The 14,813-nt window shown below is 66.0% G+C and carries 15 protein-coding genes and 1 pseudogene; 8 read left to right on the forward strand and 8 right to left on the reverse strand.

Translation table 11 applies throughout. The features are described from left to right. Window positions 1-8: 8 nt before the first annotated feature. The 8 genes and pseudogenes from C0J29_RS00365 to C0J29_RS00400 form a co-directional block, all read right to left on the reverse strand. The gene (locus C0J29_RS00365; protein WP_082978244.1) at window positions 9-749 is read right to left on the reverse strand and encodes a GntR family transcriptional regulator; all 741 of its coding nucleotides are present in this window, start codon (window positions 747-749) and stop codon (window positions 9-11) included. 101 nt (window positions 750-850) lie between these two features. Further along, on the reverse strand, window positions 851-1,651 hold the full coding sequence (locus C0J29_RS00370) for an LLM class F420-dependent oxidoreductase (protein ID WP_120791179.1): 801 nt from the start codon (window positions 1,649-1,651) through the stop codon (window positions 851-853). 17 nt (window positions 1,652-1,668) lie between these two features. Further along, window positions 1,669-2,586: an alpha/beta fold hydrolase gene (locus C0J29_RS00375; protein ID WP_120791180.1), complete on the reverse strand. Its 918-nt coding sequence runs from the start codon at window positions 2,584-2,586 to the stop codon at window positions 1,669-1,671. Window positions 2,587-2,609: 23 nt separating this feature from the next. Further along, complete coding sequence (locus C0J29_RS00380; protein WP_065047739.1) at window positions 2,610-3,713, reverse strand: inositol-3-phosphate synthase; 1,104 nt, start codon at window positions 3,711-3,713, stop codon at window positions 2,610-2,612. 59 nt (window positions 3,714-3,772) lie between these two features. Beyond that, window positions 3,773-4,315 (reverse strand): PadR family transcriptional regulator, encoded by a 543-nt coding sequence (locus C0J29_RS00385; protein WP_055578147.1) that lies wholly within the window; start codon window positions 4,313-4,315, stop codon window positions 3,773-3,775. Window positions 4,316-4,439: 124 nt separating this feature from the next. Then, window positions 4,440-5,303, reverse strand: a complete 864-nt coding sequence (locus C0J29_RS00390; protein ID WP_120791181.1) for a DUF1707 SHOCT-like domain-containing protein — start codon at window positions 5,301-5,303, stop codon at window positions 4,440-4,442. Window positions 5,304-5,391: 88 nt separating this feature from the next. Continuing rightward, window positions 5,392-6,399, reverse strand: coding sequence for an IS481 family transposase (locus C0J29_RS00395; RefSeq protein WP_120791182.1), 1,008 nt, complete (start codon window positions 6,397-6,399; stop codon window positions 5,392-5,394). Between the two features lie 114 nt (window positions 6,400-6,513). Next, window positions 6,514-7,509, reverse strand: a pseudogene (locus tag C0J29_RS00400) (IS110 family RNA-guided transposase); the annotation flags it as partial. Window positions 7,510-7,843: 334 nt separating this feature from the next. Here C0J29_RS00400 and C0J29_RS00405 point away from each other — a divergent pair. From C0J29_RS00405 to rplI, 8 genes are all read left to right on the forward strand, one after another. Further along, window positions 7,844-8,278, forward strand: a complete 435-nt coding sequence (locus C0J29_RS00405) for a DUF5318 family protein (protein WP_065046028.1) — start codon at window positions 7,844-7,846, stop codon at window positions 8,276-8,278. Then, complete coding sequence (locus C0J29_RS00410; protein ID WP_371872475.1) at window positions 8,271-10,778, forward strand: transglycosylase domain-containing protein; 2,508 nt, start codon at window positions 8,271-8,273, stop codon at window positions 10,776-10,778. The genes C0J29_RS00405 and C0J29_RS00410 overlap by 8 nt, the downstream gene beginning before the upstream one ends. Next, window positions 10,775-12,388 (forward strand): glycosyltransferase family 87 protein, encoded by a 1,614-nt coding sequence (locus C0J29_RS00415; protein WP_120791183.1) that lies wholly within the window; start codon window positions 10,775-10,777, stop codon window positions 12,386-12,388. Before C0J29_RS00410 ends, C0J29_RS00415 begins: the two co-directional genes overlap by 4 nt. Further along, complete coding sequence (locus tag C0J29_RS00420) at window positions 12,388-13,026, forward strand: DJ-1/PfpI family protein (RefSeq protein ID WP_120791184.1); 639 nt, start codon at window positions 12,388-12,390, stop codon at window positions 13,024-13,026. Before C0J29_RS00415 ends, C0J29_RS00420 begins: the two co-directional genes overlap by 1 nt. Window positions 13,027-13,137: 111 nt before the next feature. Further along, window positions 13,138-13,428, forward strand: a complete 291-nt coding sequence (gene rpsF, locus C0J29_RS00425; RefSeq protein WP_055578152.1) for a 30S ribosomal protein S6 — start codon at window positions 13,138-13,140, stop codon at window positions 13,426-13,428. Window positions 13,429-13,498: 70 nt separating this feature from the next. Next, on the forward strand, window positions 13,499-14,023 hold the full coding sequence (locus tag C0J29_RS00430; protein WP_065046024.1) for a single-stranded DNA-binding protein: 525 nt from the start codon (window positions 13,499-13,501) through the stop codon (window positions 14,021-14,023). 41 nt (window positions 14,024-14,064) lie between these two features. Further along, a complete protein-coding gene (rpsR, locus tag C0J29_RS00435; protein WP_065046023.1) occupies window positions 14,065-14,319 on the forward strand; it encodes a 30S ribosomal protein S18 in 255 nt (84 codons plus the stop codon). 31 nt (window positions 14,320-14,350) lie between these two features. Beyond that, window positions 14,351-14,809 carry a 50S ribosomal protein L9 gene (gene rplI, locus C0J29_RS00440; protein WP_055578155.1) on the forward strand — a complete coding sequence of 153 codons (459 nt, stop codon included), beginning with the start codon at window positions 14,351-14,353 and terminating at the stop codon, window positions 14,807-14,809. Window positions 14,810-14,813: the final 4 nt, after the last annotated feature.

The following is a 14,813-nucleotide window of genomic DNA, read 5'->3' on the forward strand; positions in this document are numbered from 1 at the left end:
GGCGCTGTTCAGAGCACTGCCGACGACCGCTCGGGGGTGTGGTCGGGATCAGGGGGCACCGGTAGGACCGCCACGTTGTCCTCCGCGCGCTCCTCGCGAGGCGCGAAGACGCCGCGGCGGCACAGTTCGGCCACCATTGTCTTGGCCATCAACTGCGAGCGGCTGATGCAGGCGGCGCGGGCGGCATCGGGGTCGCGCCGGTGCATGGCGGCGTTCTCTTCTTCGTAGAACGGCAGCATGTCGTCGCGGCTGTGCTGGTAGGTCATGAAAAAGACGCGCGGGATGAGGTTCTGCGACGCCCGGATGGTGGCGTGCAGTCGCGGCCCGGCGTACTCGTCGTTGACCACCCGCCGGTACTCCCAGGCGATCTCGGCGAAATTCCGCGGCTCCTTGGCGGTGCGCAACGAACGCATCAAGGCGTCGAGTTCGCTCAGGATCCGCGGCGTCGGGTTGGCCGCCGCCCGCGCGGAGGCGATGCCGTTGAGCAGGCCGTCGAGTTCGTGGTGTTCCAGGACGGTCGACTCGTCGAAGCGCTCGACGAACGCGCCGCGGTGATACCGCGTGGACACGATGCCGTCGTGTTCCAGCTGGACCAGCGCCTCCTGGATCGGGACACGGCTGATGCCCAGGTCCTGCGCTATCTCGTTGCGGTCGACACGGTCGCCGCTGCGCAGTTTCCCGGTCAGCACCAAATTCAGGAGGTGCGTGACCACCTGGTCTTTTTCTTTGATCCCATATTTCTTAGGCATCAGCTGTTACATCTCTCTTCAGCCACCCGACGGCCTCTGTGCGCGGCAAGTTTCTCACGACTGAGCGGCTACGTTGAGATGTTTCGCGGATGAAGCGCGGCTTAACCCGAACTGTCGCGCCATCGGCAGAGCGCTTCGGCGTCCGAAAGGTCGTAATCGGGTCCGTCGCAGCCGACCGTCAGCATCGTCACCCCGAGGCCGACCAGCGCTTCGGCGTTGCCGATCACCGCTGACCCGTTGCCGGCGGACGCGGAGCGTTCGATGGTGGCCGGGTCACGCCCGACGGTCTCGCAGTGCTGGGCCAGCACCTGAGCCTTCGCCGGAAATTCCTCGGCGGAGGCGAAACTGTGCCAGATGTCGGCGTGCTCGGCGACCAGGCGCAGCGTCTTGCGCTCACCCCCACCACCGATCAGCACCGGAATGTCCCGGGTCGGTGCCGGGTTCAGCTTGCTCAGGCGGGAAGTGATGCGGGGGAGTGCGTCCGCGAGGTCGTCGAGACGGCTGCCGGCGGTGCCGAACGCATAGCCGTACTCGTCGTAGTCCTTCTGTTTCCATCCCGAGCCGATACCCAGGATGAGCCGGCCGTCGGAGATGTGGTCCACGGTGCGGGCCATGTCAGCCAGCAATTCTGGGTTGCGGTAGGAGTTGCAGGTGACCAGGGCGCCGATCTGGATTCGTGAGGTCTGCTCGGCCCAGGCCCCGAGCATCGTCCAGCATTCGAAGTGGGCACCGTCGGGGTCTCCGTAAAGCGGAAAGAAGTGGTCCCAGTTGAATGCGACGTCCACGCCGATGTCTTCGCAGCGGCGGACGGCATCGCGGATCTGGTCATACTGCGGTGCGTGCTGAGGCTGCAGTTGCACGCCGATGCGGATGGGAAAGTCGGGGAGCACAGGGGAGTTCATACCCACCACCCTAGGCATCACGCCGTGTCGATCACCGTGCGTACGAGATCGATCAGAGCGCGCGGCTGGTCACTCTGCACCGAGTGTCCCGAGTTATCGACGACGTGGGCGCCTTTGAATTGCGTTGCGCGCCTGCTGAGTTCGGCGACATCGTCGTCGTTGACGAAGCCCGATGAGCCGCCGCGGATGAGTGTCACCGGCGCTGCGAGCGCGTCGACGTCGTCCCAAAGGGTGCTGAAATCCGGAAAGACCCGGATCGCGTCGTAGCGCCAGGTCCAGTTGCCGTTGTCCAGCTGGCGCGAGTTGTGAAAAACGCCGCGGCGCAGTGCTTTCACCTCGCGGTGGGGTGCGGCGGCGATCGTCAGGTCCAGCATCGCCTGGAAGCTGGGAAACTCCCGCTCGCCGTGCATCAACGCGACCGTGCCCTGCTGCTCCTTGGTCATCTCGGAGTGACGCTGTAGAGCCGAGGGGGTGACATCGATGAGCACCAGTTCTTTGATCAGCTCCGGTGCCAACGCCCCGAGCCGGATGCCGGTCAGGCCGCCCAGCGACATGCCGACCACCAACTCGGCGTTCGGCGCGAGGTCACGCAGGGCCGGCGCGAGCGCGTCGGCGTTGTGGTGCGGTGAGTAGTCGCCGTCCTCCCGCCAGGAGGAGTGGCCGTGCCCCGGCAGGTCCACGGCGAGCGCGGATTCGCCGAGGCCGACGATCACCGTGTCCCAGGTGTGCGCGTTCTGGCCGCCGCCGTGCAGGAAGACAACGCGCGGATCGGATCCGCCCCAGCGCAGCGCGCTGACGTCGCCCGCGGTTACCCGCTCGACCGTCGGCAGCGGACCCGAAACACCGGCCTGTTCGGCGTTTTCGGCCAGCAGGTCGAACTCGGAGAGCCCGGCCAGGTCATCGGTGTTCGGGTGGTTGTGCGCGGCGTCGGTCACGCCACCGACTCTACGAGCCGGTTTCAGCCCTCGTTGATGAACTCTTCGAGTTGTGTGCGTGCGATGTCGTCGGCGAGCTGCTCCGGCGGGCTCTTCATCAGGTACGCCGAGGCCGGAAGCACCGGTCCGCCGATGCCGCGGTCCTTGGCGATCTTCGCGGCGCGGACGGCGTCGATGATGATGCCGGCCGAGTTCGGGGAGTCCCACACCTCGAGCTTGTACTCCAGGTTCAGCGGCACGTCACCGAAGGCGCGGCCTTCCAGGCGGACGTAGGCCCACTTGCGGTCGTCGAGCCAGGCGACGTGGTCGGACGGGCCGATGTGGACGTTCTTGTCCTCGACCTTGCCGGCGAGCGAGCCGGTGAGGTTGGACGTCACGGCCTGAGTCTTGGAAACCTTCTTGGACTCCAGACGCTCACGCTCGAGCATGTTCTTGAAGTCCATGTTCCCGCCGACGTTGAGCTGGTAGGTGCGGTCCAGCGTCACGCCACGGTCCTCGAACAGCTTGGCCATCACGCGGTGGGTGATCGTCGCGCCGACCTGGCTCTTGATGTCGTCGCCGATGATCGGCACACCGGCGTCCTTGAACTTCTTGGCCCACACCGGGTCTGAGGCGATGAACACCGGCAGCGCGTTCACGAACGCCACCCCGGCGTCGATGGCGCACTGGGCGTAGAACTTGTCGGCCTCGTCGGAGCCCACCGGCAGGTAGGAGACCAGCACGTCGACCTTGTTGTCCTTGAGGACCTTCACCACGTCGACCGGCTCCTCGTCGGAGAGCTCGATGGTGTCGGCGTAGTACTTGCCGATGCCGTCGAGGGTCGGGCCGCGCTGCACCACCACGTTGGTCGGCGGAACGTCGGCGATCTTGATGGTGTTGTTCTCCGAGGCGTAGATCGCGTCGGACAGGTCGAAGCCGACCTTCTTGGCGTCCACGTCGAACGCGGCCACGAACTTGACGTCGCGGACGTGGTACGGGCCGAACCGGACGTGCATCAAGCCCGGTACGGACGACGATTCGTCGGCGTTGTAGTAGTACTCGACGCCCTGAACCAGCGAGGACGCGCAGTTGCCGACGCCGACGATGGCGACTCGTACCTCGGTCGACGCCTGTGTGTTCCCACTCATTGGGCGTTCTCCTAACCTTCGTATCTTTGGATGTCTTGCGTTGGTTTCGTGCGAGGGGTTTACGTCTGTTCGACGGGGTTGGGCGCTGCCCGTTCCGCGGCGATGAGCTCGTTGAGCCACTTGACCTCGCGCTCGCTGGACTCCAGCCCGAGTTGATGCAGCTGACGGGTGTAGCGATCAAACGAACTGCTGGCCCGCGCGACTGCTTCACGCAGGCCTTCCCGGCGCTCCTCGACCTGACGGCGCCGGCCTTCCAGGATGCGCATGCGCGCCTCCGCCGGAGTGCGGTTGAAAAATGCCAGGTGCACTCCGAAGCCGTCATCGGTGTAGTTGTGCGGACCGGTGTCGGCGACGAGTTCGGTGAAACGGCGGCGGCCTTCGTCGGTCAGCTGATAGACCCGCCGCGCCCGTCGTACCGGGGTGCCCGCGGGTGCCGCGTTCTCGGCGATCAGCCCATCGGCCTGCATCCGCCGCAGTGCGGGGTACAACGACCCGTAGGAGAAAGCCCGAAAGGCGCCGAGCAGGCCGGTCAGCCGCTTGCGCAGCTCGTAGCCGTGCATGGGTGACTCGATGAGCAGCCCCAAAATGGCCAGTTCCAGCATCGATTCACCTCCTTTTGCATGGCTTGTTACGACGATACGACGCCTCGCGTCATAGTATCGCTCCGATATATTAGCGACAACAGCACCGCCCGTTAATGCGCTGTTAGTCACACCCGCGCGGGCGTCAGCTCACGTAATTGACCTGCTTGACCGTGCCGTCGCCGGCCAACTCGATGTAGCCGCTGCCGTAATCGCTGGAGACGTAGATCGTCAGCGACAGCGCTCCGGGGGTGGTCGGATCCTTGGCCGGCTCGACGATCAGATAGATCGATTTGACGTCCTGCTGTTTGATGCCGACGGTCTCGGGTGCTCCGCGCAGAATGCCCACGACGGTCTTGACGTCGAATTTACCCAGGTCGACGACGGCGGCGTCGGTGCTGCTGTTGCGAGCGGAGCTGGACGGATCGCCCCACCCGCCGCGGTAGTTGTAGTCGAGGACACGTCGATCGTCGGTCGGGTCCTTGCGGTCGATCGAGGCGTAGTTGGGGTAGACCAGCAGCCGGTAGCCCATGGTGTCGCCAAAGCGCTTGCGGGTCTGCTCGAGCAGGCCGGTCAGGCCGCCGAGTGACTGCAGTTGTTTAGGGGGAGTCAGCACCACCGGAGCGATGCCGTCGGACTTGGCTCCCGGGTCGGAGGCGAAGTCCAGGGGAGAGGTGGTGTTGCCGTACAGGCCCCACCCGATGCCGATGCCCAGCAGCACCGTGACGCCGAAGGCGGCCGCGGCAAGACCCAGCCCGTTGCGCCGCACCCGGATCTTCGGTGCCTGCACCGGTTTCTGGATTTGCGTGCCCTGCCCGGACTGCAGGTCGTCGACCAGAAGCTGCAGGTCATCCAGGGTCACGGCGTTGGTGGCCATGCTGATCCGCTCGCGATGCTCCTCCATCGACAACTCGCCGTCGTTGAGGGCGGTGTCCAGGATGCGGCACGCATCCTGACGGTCGCTGTCCTTGGCTCGCGTGGTACTTGACCCGGCCCGAGATTTCGCCACGGGTTTCTCCTATGTCAAGCCGCTGCCATTTGGCAAGGCTTTTGGCGGTTGTTGTGGTCGGTGTGCAGGTGGCCGAAGACGACGCGGGCTAGGTGTGATGTCCAGGGAGGTTGGTCAGTCGCGTGACTGGTGGCTGGCCTCCGATGGCGGAGTGGGCTCGATGGTGATTGTAGAAATGCAGCCACCCAGTCAGGGCTATGTCACGTTGGTCGGTTGATTCGTAGAGGCGGGCGTAGGCCCAGCCGTCAGCGAGAGTGCGGTGGAATCGCTCAATTTTGCCGTTGGTTTGCGGTCGATACGGTCGGGTCCGCTTTGGCGTGATGTGCAGTTCGGCGCAGGCGTCGCGCCAGGTGTAGGACCGGTAGGCCGACCCGTTGTCAGACAGCACCCGTTGGACGGTGACGCCATGATCGGCGAACCACGCGACGGCGCGTTGGAGCACTCCGATGGCGGTGGTGGCTTTTTCGTCGGAGCAGATCTCGGCATAGGCCATCCGGGAGTGATCGTCAATCACGGTATGTATGAACGCAATCCCGATCCGGGGGCGCCAGTTCTTGGCGCGATCACCACGCTCACCGGTCCGATGCGCGGTCTGGCAGGCGTTGTGTTTGCTTTGTGCTCGGCTGAGGAACTTATGACCACCGCCATCGGGGATGTTGGCGAACTTGGTGACATCGACGTGGATCAGCGACCCGGGATGCGGGTGCTCGTAACGTCGCAACGGCTCGCCGGTGACGCGGTCGATGTACGACAGCCGATTTACCCGGCACCGGCTCAACACCGCGTGCACCGTCGAGGCCGGCACCCCGATGCGCCCGCCGATCTGTACTGGCCCGAGCCGCTGGCGCCACCGCAAACCCACGATCTGACGCATCACCGCTGGCGCGGTCTTGGTCGGGCTCACATGCGGGCGTGAACTGCGGTCGGTCATCCCGGACTCGCCCTCGACGCGGAAGCGGTCAGCCCACTTCTTGGCGGTTCGCGGGGCGACCATGAACATCTTCGCTGCTGCAGCGTAAGTCCACCCGGACTCCACGACGAGCCGAGCCAGCCTCAATCGAGCGCGTGGGGTCAAAGCAGCGTTAGCGTGGGACACGAAGGCCTCCTGTTCAGTGAAGCGGATCCTTAGACAGCTCCACTTCACAACCGGAGGCCTTCCCTGTCACACAGGCTCACCGATAACGAGAGGGACAACCTCTCTGGACATCACAGCTAGGCGGCGTTTGAGGCAGCGCAGGGCTTCGGGGGTGGAGTCGCCTTGAGCGAGGCGGTGTCGGTAGTAGGTGCGTCCGAGGCCGTCGAGGCGGATCTGGGTGACCGCGATGCGGTGCAGCGCGGCGTTGAGTTGGCGGTTGCCCGAACGTGTCATGCGGACCTGTCCGCGGGTGTTACCCGACCACACCGGTACCGGGGCTACCCCGGCATGGCGGGCGAAGGCGGCTTCGCTCTTGAACCTGCTCACCCCGGCGGTTTCGCCGACGAGTTTGGCCGCGGTCAGCTCGCCACAGCCCGGCAGGGCCAGTAGCACCGGGGCGACCGTGCGGACACGCTCACCGATGCGTTTGGCCAGTGCGTTGATCGTCTCGGTGAGCCGGGTGACGTCGGCCAACTCGTCGCGGGCCAACTCGGCCACGATCCCGCTCTGAGTGTCCAGCCAATCCCGAAGAATGCCGCGGTGTTTGGCCAAGTCCAACGAGCGGGCCTTGGGGGCGTGCGCGGGGTCGAGCTCGTGGACCCTCCACAGCAGCCGGTTGATGGTCGCAGTCCGTTGTGCGACAAGGTCTTCGCGGCGATCCACCAACAGCTTCAACTCACGCGACACCTCGTCATGGGACGCCACCGGTAGATCCGATTCGCGCAGGAATCCCCGCGCCACCGCCAGTGCGTCGATCGGGTCGGACTTGCCTCGGGTGCGGGCCGAGGCGCGGGTCTGGGCCATCAACTTTGGTGGCACCCGCACCACCTTCTGACCCAACGCGAACAGGTCGCGTTCCAGGCGCGCCGAGAGATGCCGGCAGTCCTCGATCGCCCAGACAACGTCGGCCCCGAAGTGTTCGCGGGCCCACATCACCGCCTCGGCATGCCCGGCGGTGATCGCCATGACAGTCTTCTCGCCGAGCTTGCGGCCCGCCTCGTTGACCGCGACGAAGGTATGCGTGCGCTTGTGTACATCGGCTCCAACAACAACCATGGTGGTTGCCTCCATTCACTGTGAGGTGACGGTTGGGCCGGTCGGCGGACATACCTCAGTCGGGGGCGGTGCCACGCTCCTATCAAGTCACGCCGGCCGGTCCTTCACACCCGATGCCGACAAAACGCATGCACACCAACCCGAAGGCGGCAAGGATCGTACGAGCCAGACACCAGGTGATCAGGATCCAACCACCGCTACATGCGGCAACCCCACCCTGACACTGAGATGATCGTAGAAGTCCGCCCTCCGACCGGCACAGCCTGTGATCACCGGATACCTGCTCACCCACGCGACAACAGCCTGAGTTGCGTGTCGGTGCCGGGGACGGCGACGTACTCTGGTCAGCGTGCGACTGCAGCGACAGGTAGTGGACTACGCGCTTCGGCGGCGCTCACTGCTGGCCCAGGTGTACTCCGGACGCACCGGCGTGTCCGAAGTCTGTGACGCCAACCCTTATTTGCTGCGCGCGGCGAAGTTTCACGGGAAACAAAGCCAGGTGATGTGTCCGATCTGCCGCAAAGAACAATTGACGCTGGTCTCCTGGGTTTTCGGTGAGCACCTCGGCGCGGTTTCGGGCTCGGCGCGTACCGCCGAGGAGTTGGTGCTGCTGGCTACGCGCTTCTCCGAGTTTGCTGTGCATGTGGTGGAGGTCTGCCGGACGTGCAGCTGGAACCACCTGGTGAAGTCGTACGTCCTGGGCGCGGCAGTGCCCGCCCATCCGCCACGAGGATCGGGCGGCAAGCGGACGGCGCGCAATGGCGCCCGCACGGCCAGTGAATAGCGGAGGGCGCCACCACCAGTCGTCCAGCGACAAACCGGATGAGTCGACGACAGCGGATGGCGGCAGACACTCCGGCGGTGAGCAGCAGGGCGCGCCGCCGCCGCCGCGCCGTCCGGTGCCGCCCGATGACCGGCTGACCACGGTCATCCCCGCGGTCTCTGACGATCGCCCCAGTCGGCACGCCGACCCGATCGATCAAGTCAAGGCCGCCCTGGACAGCCCGTCGTCAGCCCCGCCGCCTCCCGACCCGGTCGGTCAGGTCAAGGCCGCGCTGGACTCGCCGTCGCCGCGGCCAGGGCACGAACGGCTCAGCGGCGGCGGGCGCCGTCCTCCGGGCGGACCGCCGCCCTCGGGTCCGGCCGGCCCGCCGCGCGGGCCCCGTCGTAAACCGACCTGGTCGCAGCAGATCAATTGGCGATGGGTCCGGCGCTCGCTGTACCTGAGCATGGCGGTCCTGATCCTGCTGCCCATCGTCACCTTCACGATGGCGTATTTCATCGTCGACGTGCCGCGGCCGGGGGACATCCGCACCAACCAGGTGTCCACGATCTTGGCCAGCGACGGCTCGGAGATCGCCAAAATCGTGCCGCCCGAAGGCAATCGGGTGGACGTGAACCTCAGCCAGGTTCCGGTCCACGTGCGTCAGGCGGTGATCGCCGCCGAGGACCGAGGTTTCTACTCGAATCCGGGCTTCTCCTTCAGCGGGTTCGCCCGCGCCGTCGGCAACAACCTGTTCGGGGGAGACCTGCAGGGCGGCTCCACGATCACCCAGCAATACGTCAAGAACGCACTGGTCGGCTCCGCGCAGCACGGGTGGAGCGGTGTGATGCGCAAGGCCAAAGAACTCGTCATCGCCACCAAGATGTCGGGGGAGTGGTCCAAAGACGATGTGCTGCAGGCCTATCTGAACATCATCTATTTCGGCCGCGGTGCTTACGGGATCTCGGCGGCGTCCAAGGCCTACTTCAACAAACCCGTCGAGCAGCTCACCGTTTCCGAGGGCGCACTATTGGCGGCGCTGATCCGCCGGCCGTCCACGCTGGACCCCGCCGTCGATCCCGAAGGTTCGCTGGCGCGCTGGAACTGGGTCCTGGACGGCATGGTCGAGACCAAGGCTCTGTCGGCCGATGACCGCAAGGGGCAGGTGTTCCCCAAGACGGTGTCGCCGGACGAGGCCCGGGCGGAGAACCAGACCACCGGCCCCAACGGGTTGATCGAACGCCAGGTCACCAAGGAGCTGCTCGAGTTGTTCAACATCGACGAGCAGACCCTGAACACCCAGGGGTTGCAGGTCACCACCACGATCGATCCGCAGGCCCAGCAGGCCGCCGAGAAGGCGGTGTCGAAATACCTTGACGGCCAGGACCCCGACATGCGGTCCGCGGCGGTGTCCATCGACCCGCGCACCGGGGCCGTGAAGGCCTACTACGGCGGAACCAATGCCCTGGGCTTCGACTTCGCTCAGGCCGGCCTGCAGACCGGGTCCTCGTTCAAGGTCTTTGCTCTGGTCGCGGCCCTTGAGCAGGGCATCGGTCTGGGTTATCAGGTGGACAGCTCCCCGCTGACCGTCGACGGCATCAAGATCACCAACGTCGAGGGCGAGAGTTGCGGCACCTGCAACCTCGCCGAGGCATTGAAGATGTCGCTCAACACCTCCTACTACCGGCTGATGCTCAAGCTCAAAGGCGGACCGCAGGCCGTCGCCGACGCCGCGCACCAGGCCGGCGTCGCCGACAGCTTTCCCGGCGTTGCGCACACGCTGTCCGAGGACGGCAAGGGCGGCCCGCCCAACAACGGAATCGTGTTGGGGCAGTACCAAACCCGGGTGATCGACATGGCCACGGCATATGCGACGCTGGCCGCGTCGGGCCTCTACCACCGCCCGCACTTCGTGCAGAAGGTGGTCAACGCCGAAGGTCAGGTCCTCTTCGATGCCGGCACCGCCGACAACAGCGGCGACCAGCGCATCCCAAAGGCGGTGGCCGACAACGTGACTGCCGCGATGCAACCGATCGCCGGGTACTCCCGCGGCCACAACCTGGCCGGTGGGCGGCAGTCCGCGGCCAAGACCGGCACCACCCAGTTCGGGGACACCACCTCCAACAAAGACGCCTGGATGGTCGGGTATACGCCTCAACTGTCCACCGCCGTCTGGGTCGGCACGGTTAAAGGCGACGAACCTCTGGTGAGCGCCTCCGGCGGAGCGGTTTACGGGTCCGGATTGCCCTCGGACATCTGGAAAGCGACGATGGACGGGGCCCTGAAGGGGCAGCCGAACGAGACCTTCCCCAAGCCGACGGAGATCGGTGGTTACGCGGGTGTGCCCGCGGCGCCGCCGCCACCGCCGCCGCCACCGTCGGAGACGGTCATTCAGCCCACGGTGGAGATTGCCCCGGGGATCACCGTTCCGGTCGGACCACCCACCACGATCACGGCGCCGCCGCCCGGCGGTCCGGTCCCCGTGCCGCCGCCGTCTGACGTCCCCCAACCGCCCCCGTGAGCGAGCGCGCCACCATATCCCCGCGGCCGCTGGCCGCCGACCGTCGTAGCGCCGACAGCCGAGACTGCCCCAGCCGCAACGACGTTCTGGGTGCCGCCCTGGCCGGCGTGATCGGTGGGCCGATGGGCCGGCACGCGCTGATCGGCCGTACCCGTGTCATGACGCCGGTGCGGGTGATGTTCCTGATCGCCCTGGTGTTTCTGGCCCTGGGCTGGTCGACGAAGGCGGCGTGCCTGCAGAGCACCGGCACCGGAACGGGTGAGCAGCGGGTTGCCAACTGGGACAACCAGCGCGCTTATTACGAATTGTGTTACTCCGACACCGTGCCGCTGTATGGCGCGGAGTTGTTGAGCCAGGGCAAGTTTCCGTACAAGTCGAGCTGGATCGAGACGGACGGCAGCGGCACACCCCAGGTCCGCTACGACGGCCAGATCGCGGTGCGCTACATGGAATATCCGGTGCTGACCGGTGTCTACCAGTACGTCTCGATGCGTTTCGCGAAGGCGTATACCGCGGTGAGCAAAATCCTGCCCGTTCCGGTGATCGCCGAAGTGGTGATGTTCTTCAATTTCGCCGCGTTCGGTCTGGCGCTGGCCTGGTTGTGTACGGTCTGGGCCACCGCGGGCCTGGCGGGGCGTCGTATCTGGGATGCCGCGCTGGTGGGCGCTTCACCGTTGCTGATCTTTCAGATATTCACCAATTTCGACGCACTGGCAACGGCTTTCGCGATGGGCGGCCTGTTGGCCTGGGCGCGCCGAAAACCGGCACTGGCCGGCGTGCTGATCGGTCTGGGCGCCGCGGCCAAGCTGTATCCGCTGTTGTTGCTGGGCCCGTTGTTGGTGCTCGGGATCCGGTCGGGGCGCCTGCGCGATGTCTATCGGACCGCACTCATCACCGCGGCGACCTCGCTGGCGGTGAATCTGCCCATCATGGTGCTCTACCCGCGGGGGTGGTCGGAGTTCTTCCGGCTCAACACCCGTCGCGGCGACGACATGGACTCGTTGTTCAACGTGGTGAAGTCGTTCACCGGCTGGCGCGGGTTCGACCCCGTACTGGGCTTCTGGGAGCCGCCGACGGTACTGAACAGCGTTGTCGCGGGGCTGCTCGCATTGTCCTGCGCGGGAATCGCTTACGTCGCGTTGACTGCTCCGCAACGGCCCCGGCTGGCGCAGCTGGCGTTCCTGGTGGTCGCGGCCTTCCTGCTGACCAACAAGGTGTGGAGTCCGCAGTTCTCGCTGTGGCTGGTGCCGCTGGCGGTGCTGGCCATTCCGCACCGTCGTGTTCTGTTGGCGTGGATGACAATTGACGCGCTGGTGTGGGTGCCCAGGATGTACTACCTGTATGGCAACCCGAACCGTTCGTTGCCGCTGCAGTGGTTCACGACGACGGTGTTGCTGCGCGACATCGCGGTAATGGGATTGTGTGTCTTGGTCATTCGGCAGATCTATCGCCCGCAGGACGATCTGGTGCGCTGGCAGGGGCGTGTCGACGATCCCGCCGGGGGCACCTTCGACCTCGCGCCGGACAACCCACCCGGCTGGCTGCCGACGTGGTTGCGTCCGGCCCGGCGCCAGCGTGCCCCGGAACCTGAGTTGGTCGGCCAGACGTGATGCAGGTCGCCATTCCGGTGTTTCCCCGGTTCACGGCGCTCGACGCGATCGGGCCTTATGAAGTGTTGCAACGCATTCCGTCGATCGACGTGGTTTTCGTCGGGCATCGGCGCGGTGAGGTGCGCACCGAGAACGGCATGCTGGGCGTCACTTGCGACGCCACATTCGACGAAGTCGCGGCCCCCGACGTACTGGTGTTCCCCGGCGGCATCGGGACGCGCGTGCTCGTCGACGACGAAACCATCCGCGGCTGGCTGCAGGCCGTGCATCCGACCACCAGATACACCACGTCGGTGTGCACCGGCGCGTTGTTGTTGGCCGGTGCCGGCCTGCTTGACGGACTGACGGCAACGACGCACTGGCGCGCGGCTGACGAGCTCAACCGGTTGGGCGCGCGGTACGTGCCCGAACGTGTCGTCGAGCACCTGCCGCAACGCATCATCACGGCCGCGGGCGTGTCCAGCGGCATCGACATGGCATTGCGGCTGGTCGAGTTGCTGTTCGACCGGGTCGCCGCCCAGGCCGCCCAACTGCTCATCGAGTACGACCCGCAGCCGCCGTTCGACTCCGGAGCGCTGGCCAAGGCCGACGAGGCGACACGAGCCAGGGCGCTCGAATTCATTCAGTCGCGGAAGTGAATTTCGGGACGGCCGGGCTATCGGGTAGCCTTGGGCGGTTGCCGACGCAGGCGACCCTCCTGCCACGGAGGTTCCGTGGCCGCTCAGACCAGAGGAGGTGATGAGGTCCCTATGCGTCCATACGAAATCATGGTCATCCTCGACCCCACGCTCGACGAACGCACCGTTGCCCCGTCCCTGGAGACGTTCTTGAACGTCGTCCGCAAAGACGGTGGATCGGTCGAGAAGGTCGACATCTGGGGCCGGCGGCGGCTGGCGTACGAAATCGCCAAGCACGCCGAAGGCATCTACGTTGTCATCGACCTGAAGGCCGCCCCCGCGACGGTCTCCGAGCTCGATCGCCAGCTGAGCCTGAACGAGTCGGTACTGCGCACCAAGGTGATGCGCACCGACAAGCACTGACCGCCCCTGTCGGAGCGGTTGCCTACGCTCAATTCCATAACCACCCACCAGGCGGACCCAGGAGGCATTCATGGCTGGTGACACGACAATCACTGTCGTAGGAAACCTGACCGCTGACCCCGAACTGCGGTTCACGCCGTCGGGTGCGGCCGTGGCGAACTTCACCGTGGCCTCCACGCCGCGGATCTACGACCGCCAGAGTGGGGAGTGGAAGGACGGCGAGGCGCTGTTCCTGCGCTGCAACATCTGGCGGGAGGCGGCCGAGAACGTCGCCGAGAGCCTGACGCGTGGCGCGCGCGTGATCGTCACCGGCCGCCTCAAGCAGCGCTCCTTCGAAACCCGTGAGGGCGAAAAGCGCACTGTGGTCGAGGTCGAGGTCGACGAGATCGGACCTTCACTCCGGTACGCAACCGCCAAGGTCAACAAGGCCAGCCGCAGCGGCGGCGGTGGCGGCGGGGGCTTCAGCGGCGGTGGCGGCGGCGGTGGTTCGCGGCAGTCAGCGCCGGCGCAGTCCGGCGGATCCGGCGACGACCCGTGGGGCAGCGCCCCGGCGTCGGGATCGTTCGGCGGCGGCGACGACGAACCGCCCTTCTGACCTACCTAACTTTCACAGCACGAGAACGGAAAGATTGACACATGGCCAAGTCCACCAAGCGGCGTCCGGCTCCGGAAAAGCCGATCAAGGCGCGCAAATGCGTCTTCTGCGCCAAAAAGGGCCAGAACATCGACTACAAGGACACCAACCTGCTGCGGACCTATATCAGCGAGCGCGGCAAGATCCGCGCCCGCCGGGTTACCGGCAACTGCGTGCAGCACCAGCGGGACATCGCGGTTGCGGTGAAGAACGCCCGCGAGGTCGCACTGCTGCCCTTCACCTCCTCGACGCGCTGATCTCCGCGCGCCCAACGAAAGTCATACAACGATGAAGCTGATTCTTACGGCTGACGTCGACCACCTTGGTTCCGTCGGCGACACGGTGGAAGTCAAGGACGGGTACGGCCGCAACTTCCTGCTGCCCCGCGGTCTGGCGATCGTCGCCTCGCGCGGTGCGCAGCGGCAGGCCGACGACATCCGCCGCGCCCGCGAAACCAAGACGGTCCGCGACCGCGAGCACGCCAACGAGATCAAGACCGCCATCCAGGCGCTCGGATCGGTCTCGCTGCCGGTGAAGACGGCGGCTGACAGCGGCAAGCTGTTCGGGTCGGTCACCGCGGGCGACGTGGTGGCCGCCATCAAGAAGGCCGGCGGGCCTAACCTCGACAAGCGGATCGTCCGGCTGCCCAAGGCGCACATCAAGGCCGTCGGCACGCACCCCGTGGTGGTGCACCTGCACCCCGAGATCGATGTCGAGGTCGCACTCGAGGTCGTCGGCGAGAGCTAACTCG

This window comes from Mycobacterium paragordonae, assembly GCF_003614435.1.
In the GTDB taxonomy this organism is placed as follows: domain Bacteria; phylum Actinomycetota; class Actinomycetes; order Mycobacteriales; family Mycobacteriaceae; genus Mycobacterium; species Mycobacterium paragordonae.

Bases quoted from the DNA above. Each gene is read 5' to 3' on its own strand.
- rplI (WP_055578155.1), top strand. From the start codon at position 14,351: ATGAAGCTGATTCTTACGGCTGACGTCGACCACCTTGGTTCCGTCGGC.
- C0J29_RS00385 (WP_055578147.1), bottom strand. From the start codon at position 4,315: ATGCTGGAACTGGCCATTTTGGGGCTGCTCATCGAGTCACCCATGCAC.
- rpsR (WP_065046023.1), top strand. From the start codon at position 14,065: ATGGCCAAGTCCACCAAGCGGCGTCCGGCTCCGGAAAAGCCGATCAAG.
- C0J29_RS00380 (WP_065047739.1), bottom strand. From the start codon at position 3,713: ATGAGTGGGAACACACAGGCGTCGACCGAGGTACGAGTCGCCATCGTC.
- C0J29_RS00420 (WP_120791184.1), top strand. From the start codon at position 12,388: ATGCAGGTCGCCATTCCGGTGTTTCCCCGGTTCACGGCGCTCGACGCG.
- C0J29_RS00430 (WP_065046024.1), top strand. From the start codon at position 13,499: ATGGCTGGTGACACGACAATCACTGTCGTAGGAAACCTGACCGCTGAC.
- C0J29_RS00370 (WP_120791179.1), bottom strand. From the start codon at position 1,651: ATGAACTCCCCTGTGCTCCCCGACTTTCCCATCCGCATCGGCGTGCAA.
- rpsF (WP_055578152.1), top strand. From the start codon at position 13,138: ATGCGTCCATACGAAATCATGGTCATCCTCGACCCCACGCTCGACGAA.
- C0J29_RS00365 (WP_082978244.1), bottom strand. From the start codon at position 749: ATGCCTAAGAAATATGGGATCAAAGAAAAAGACCAGGTGGTCACGCAC.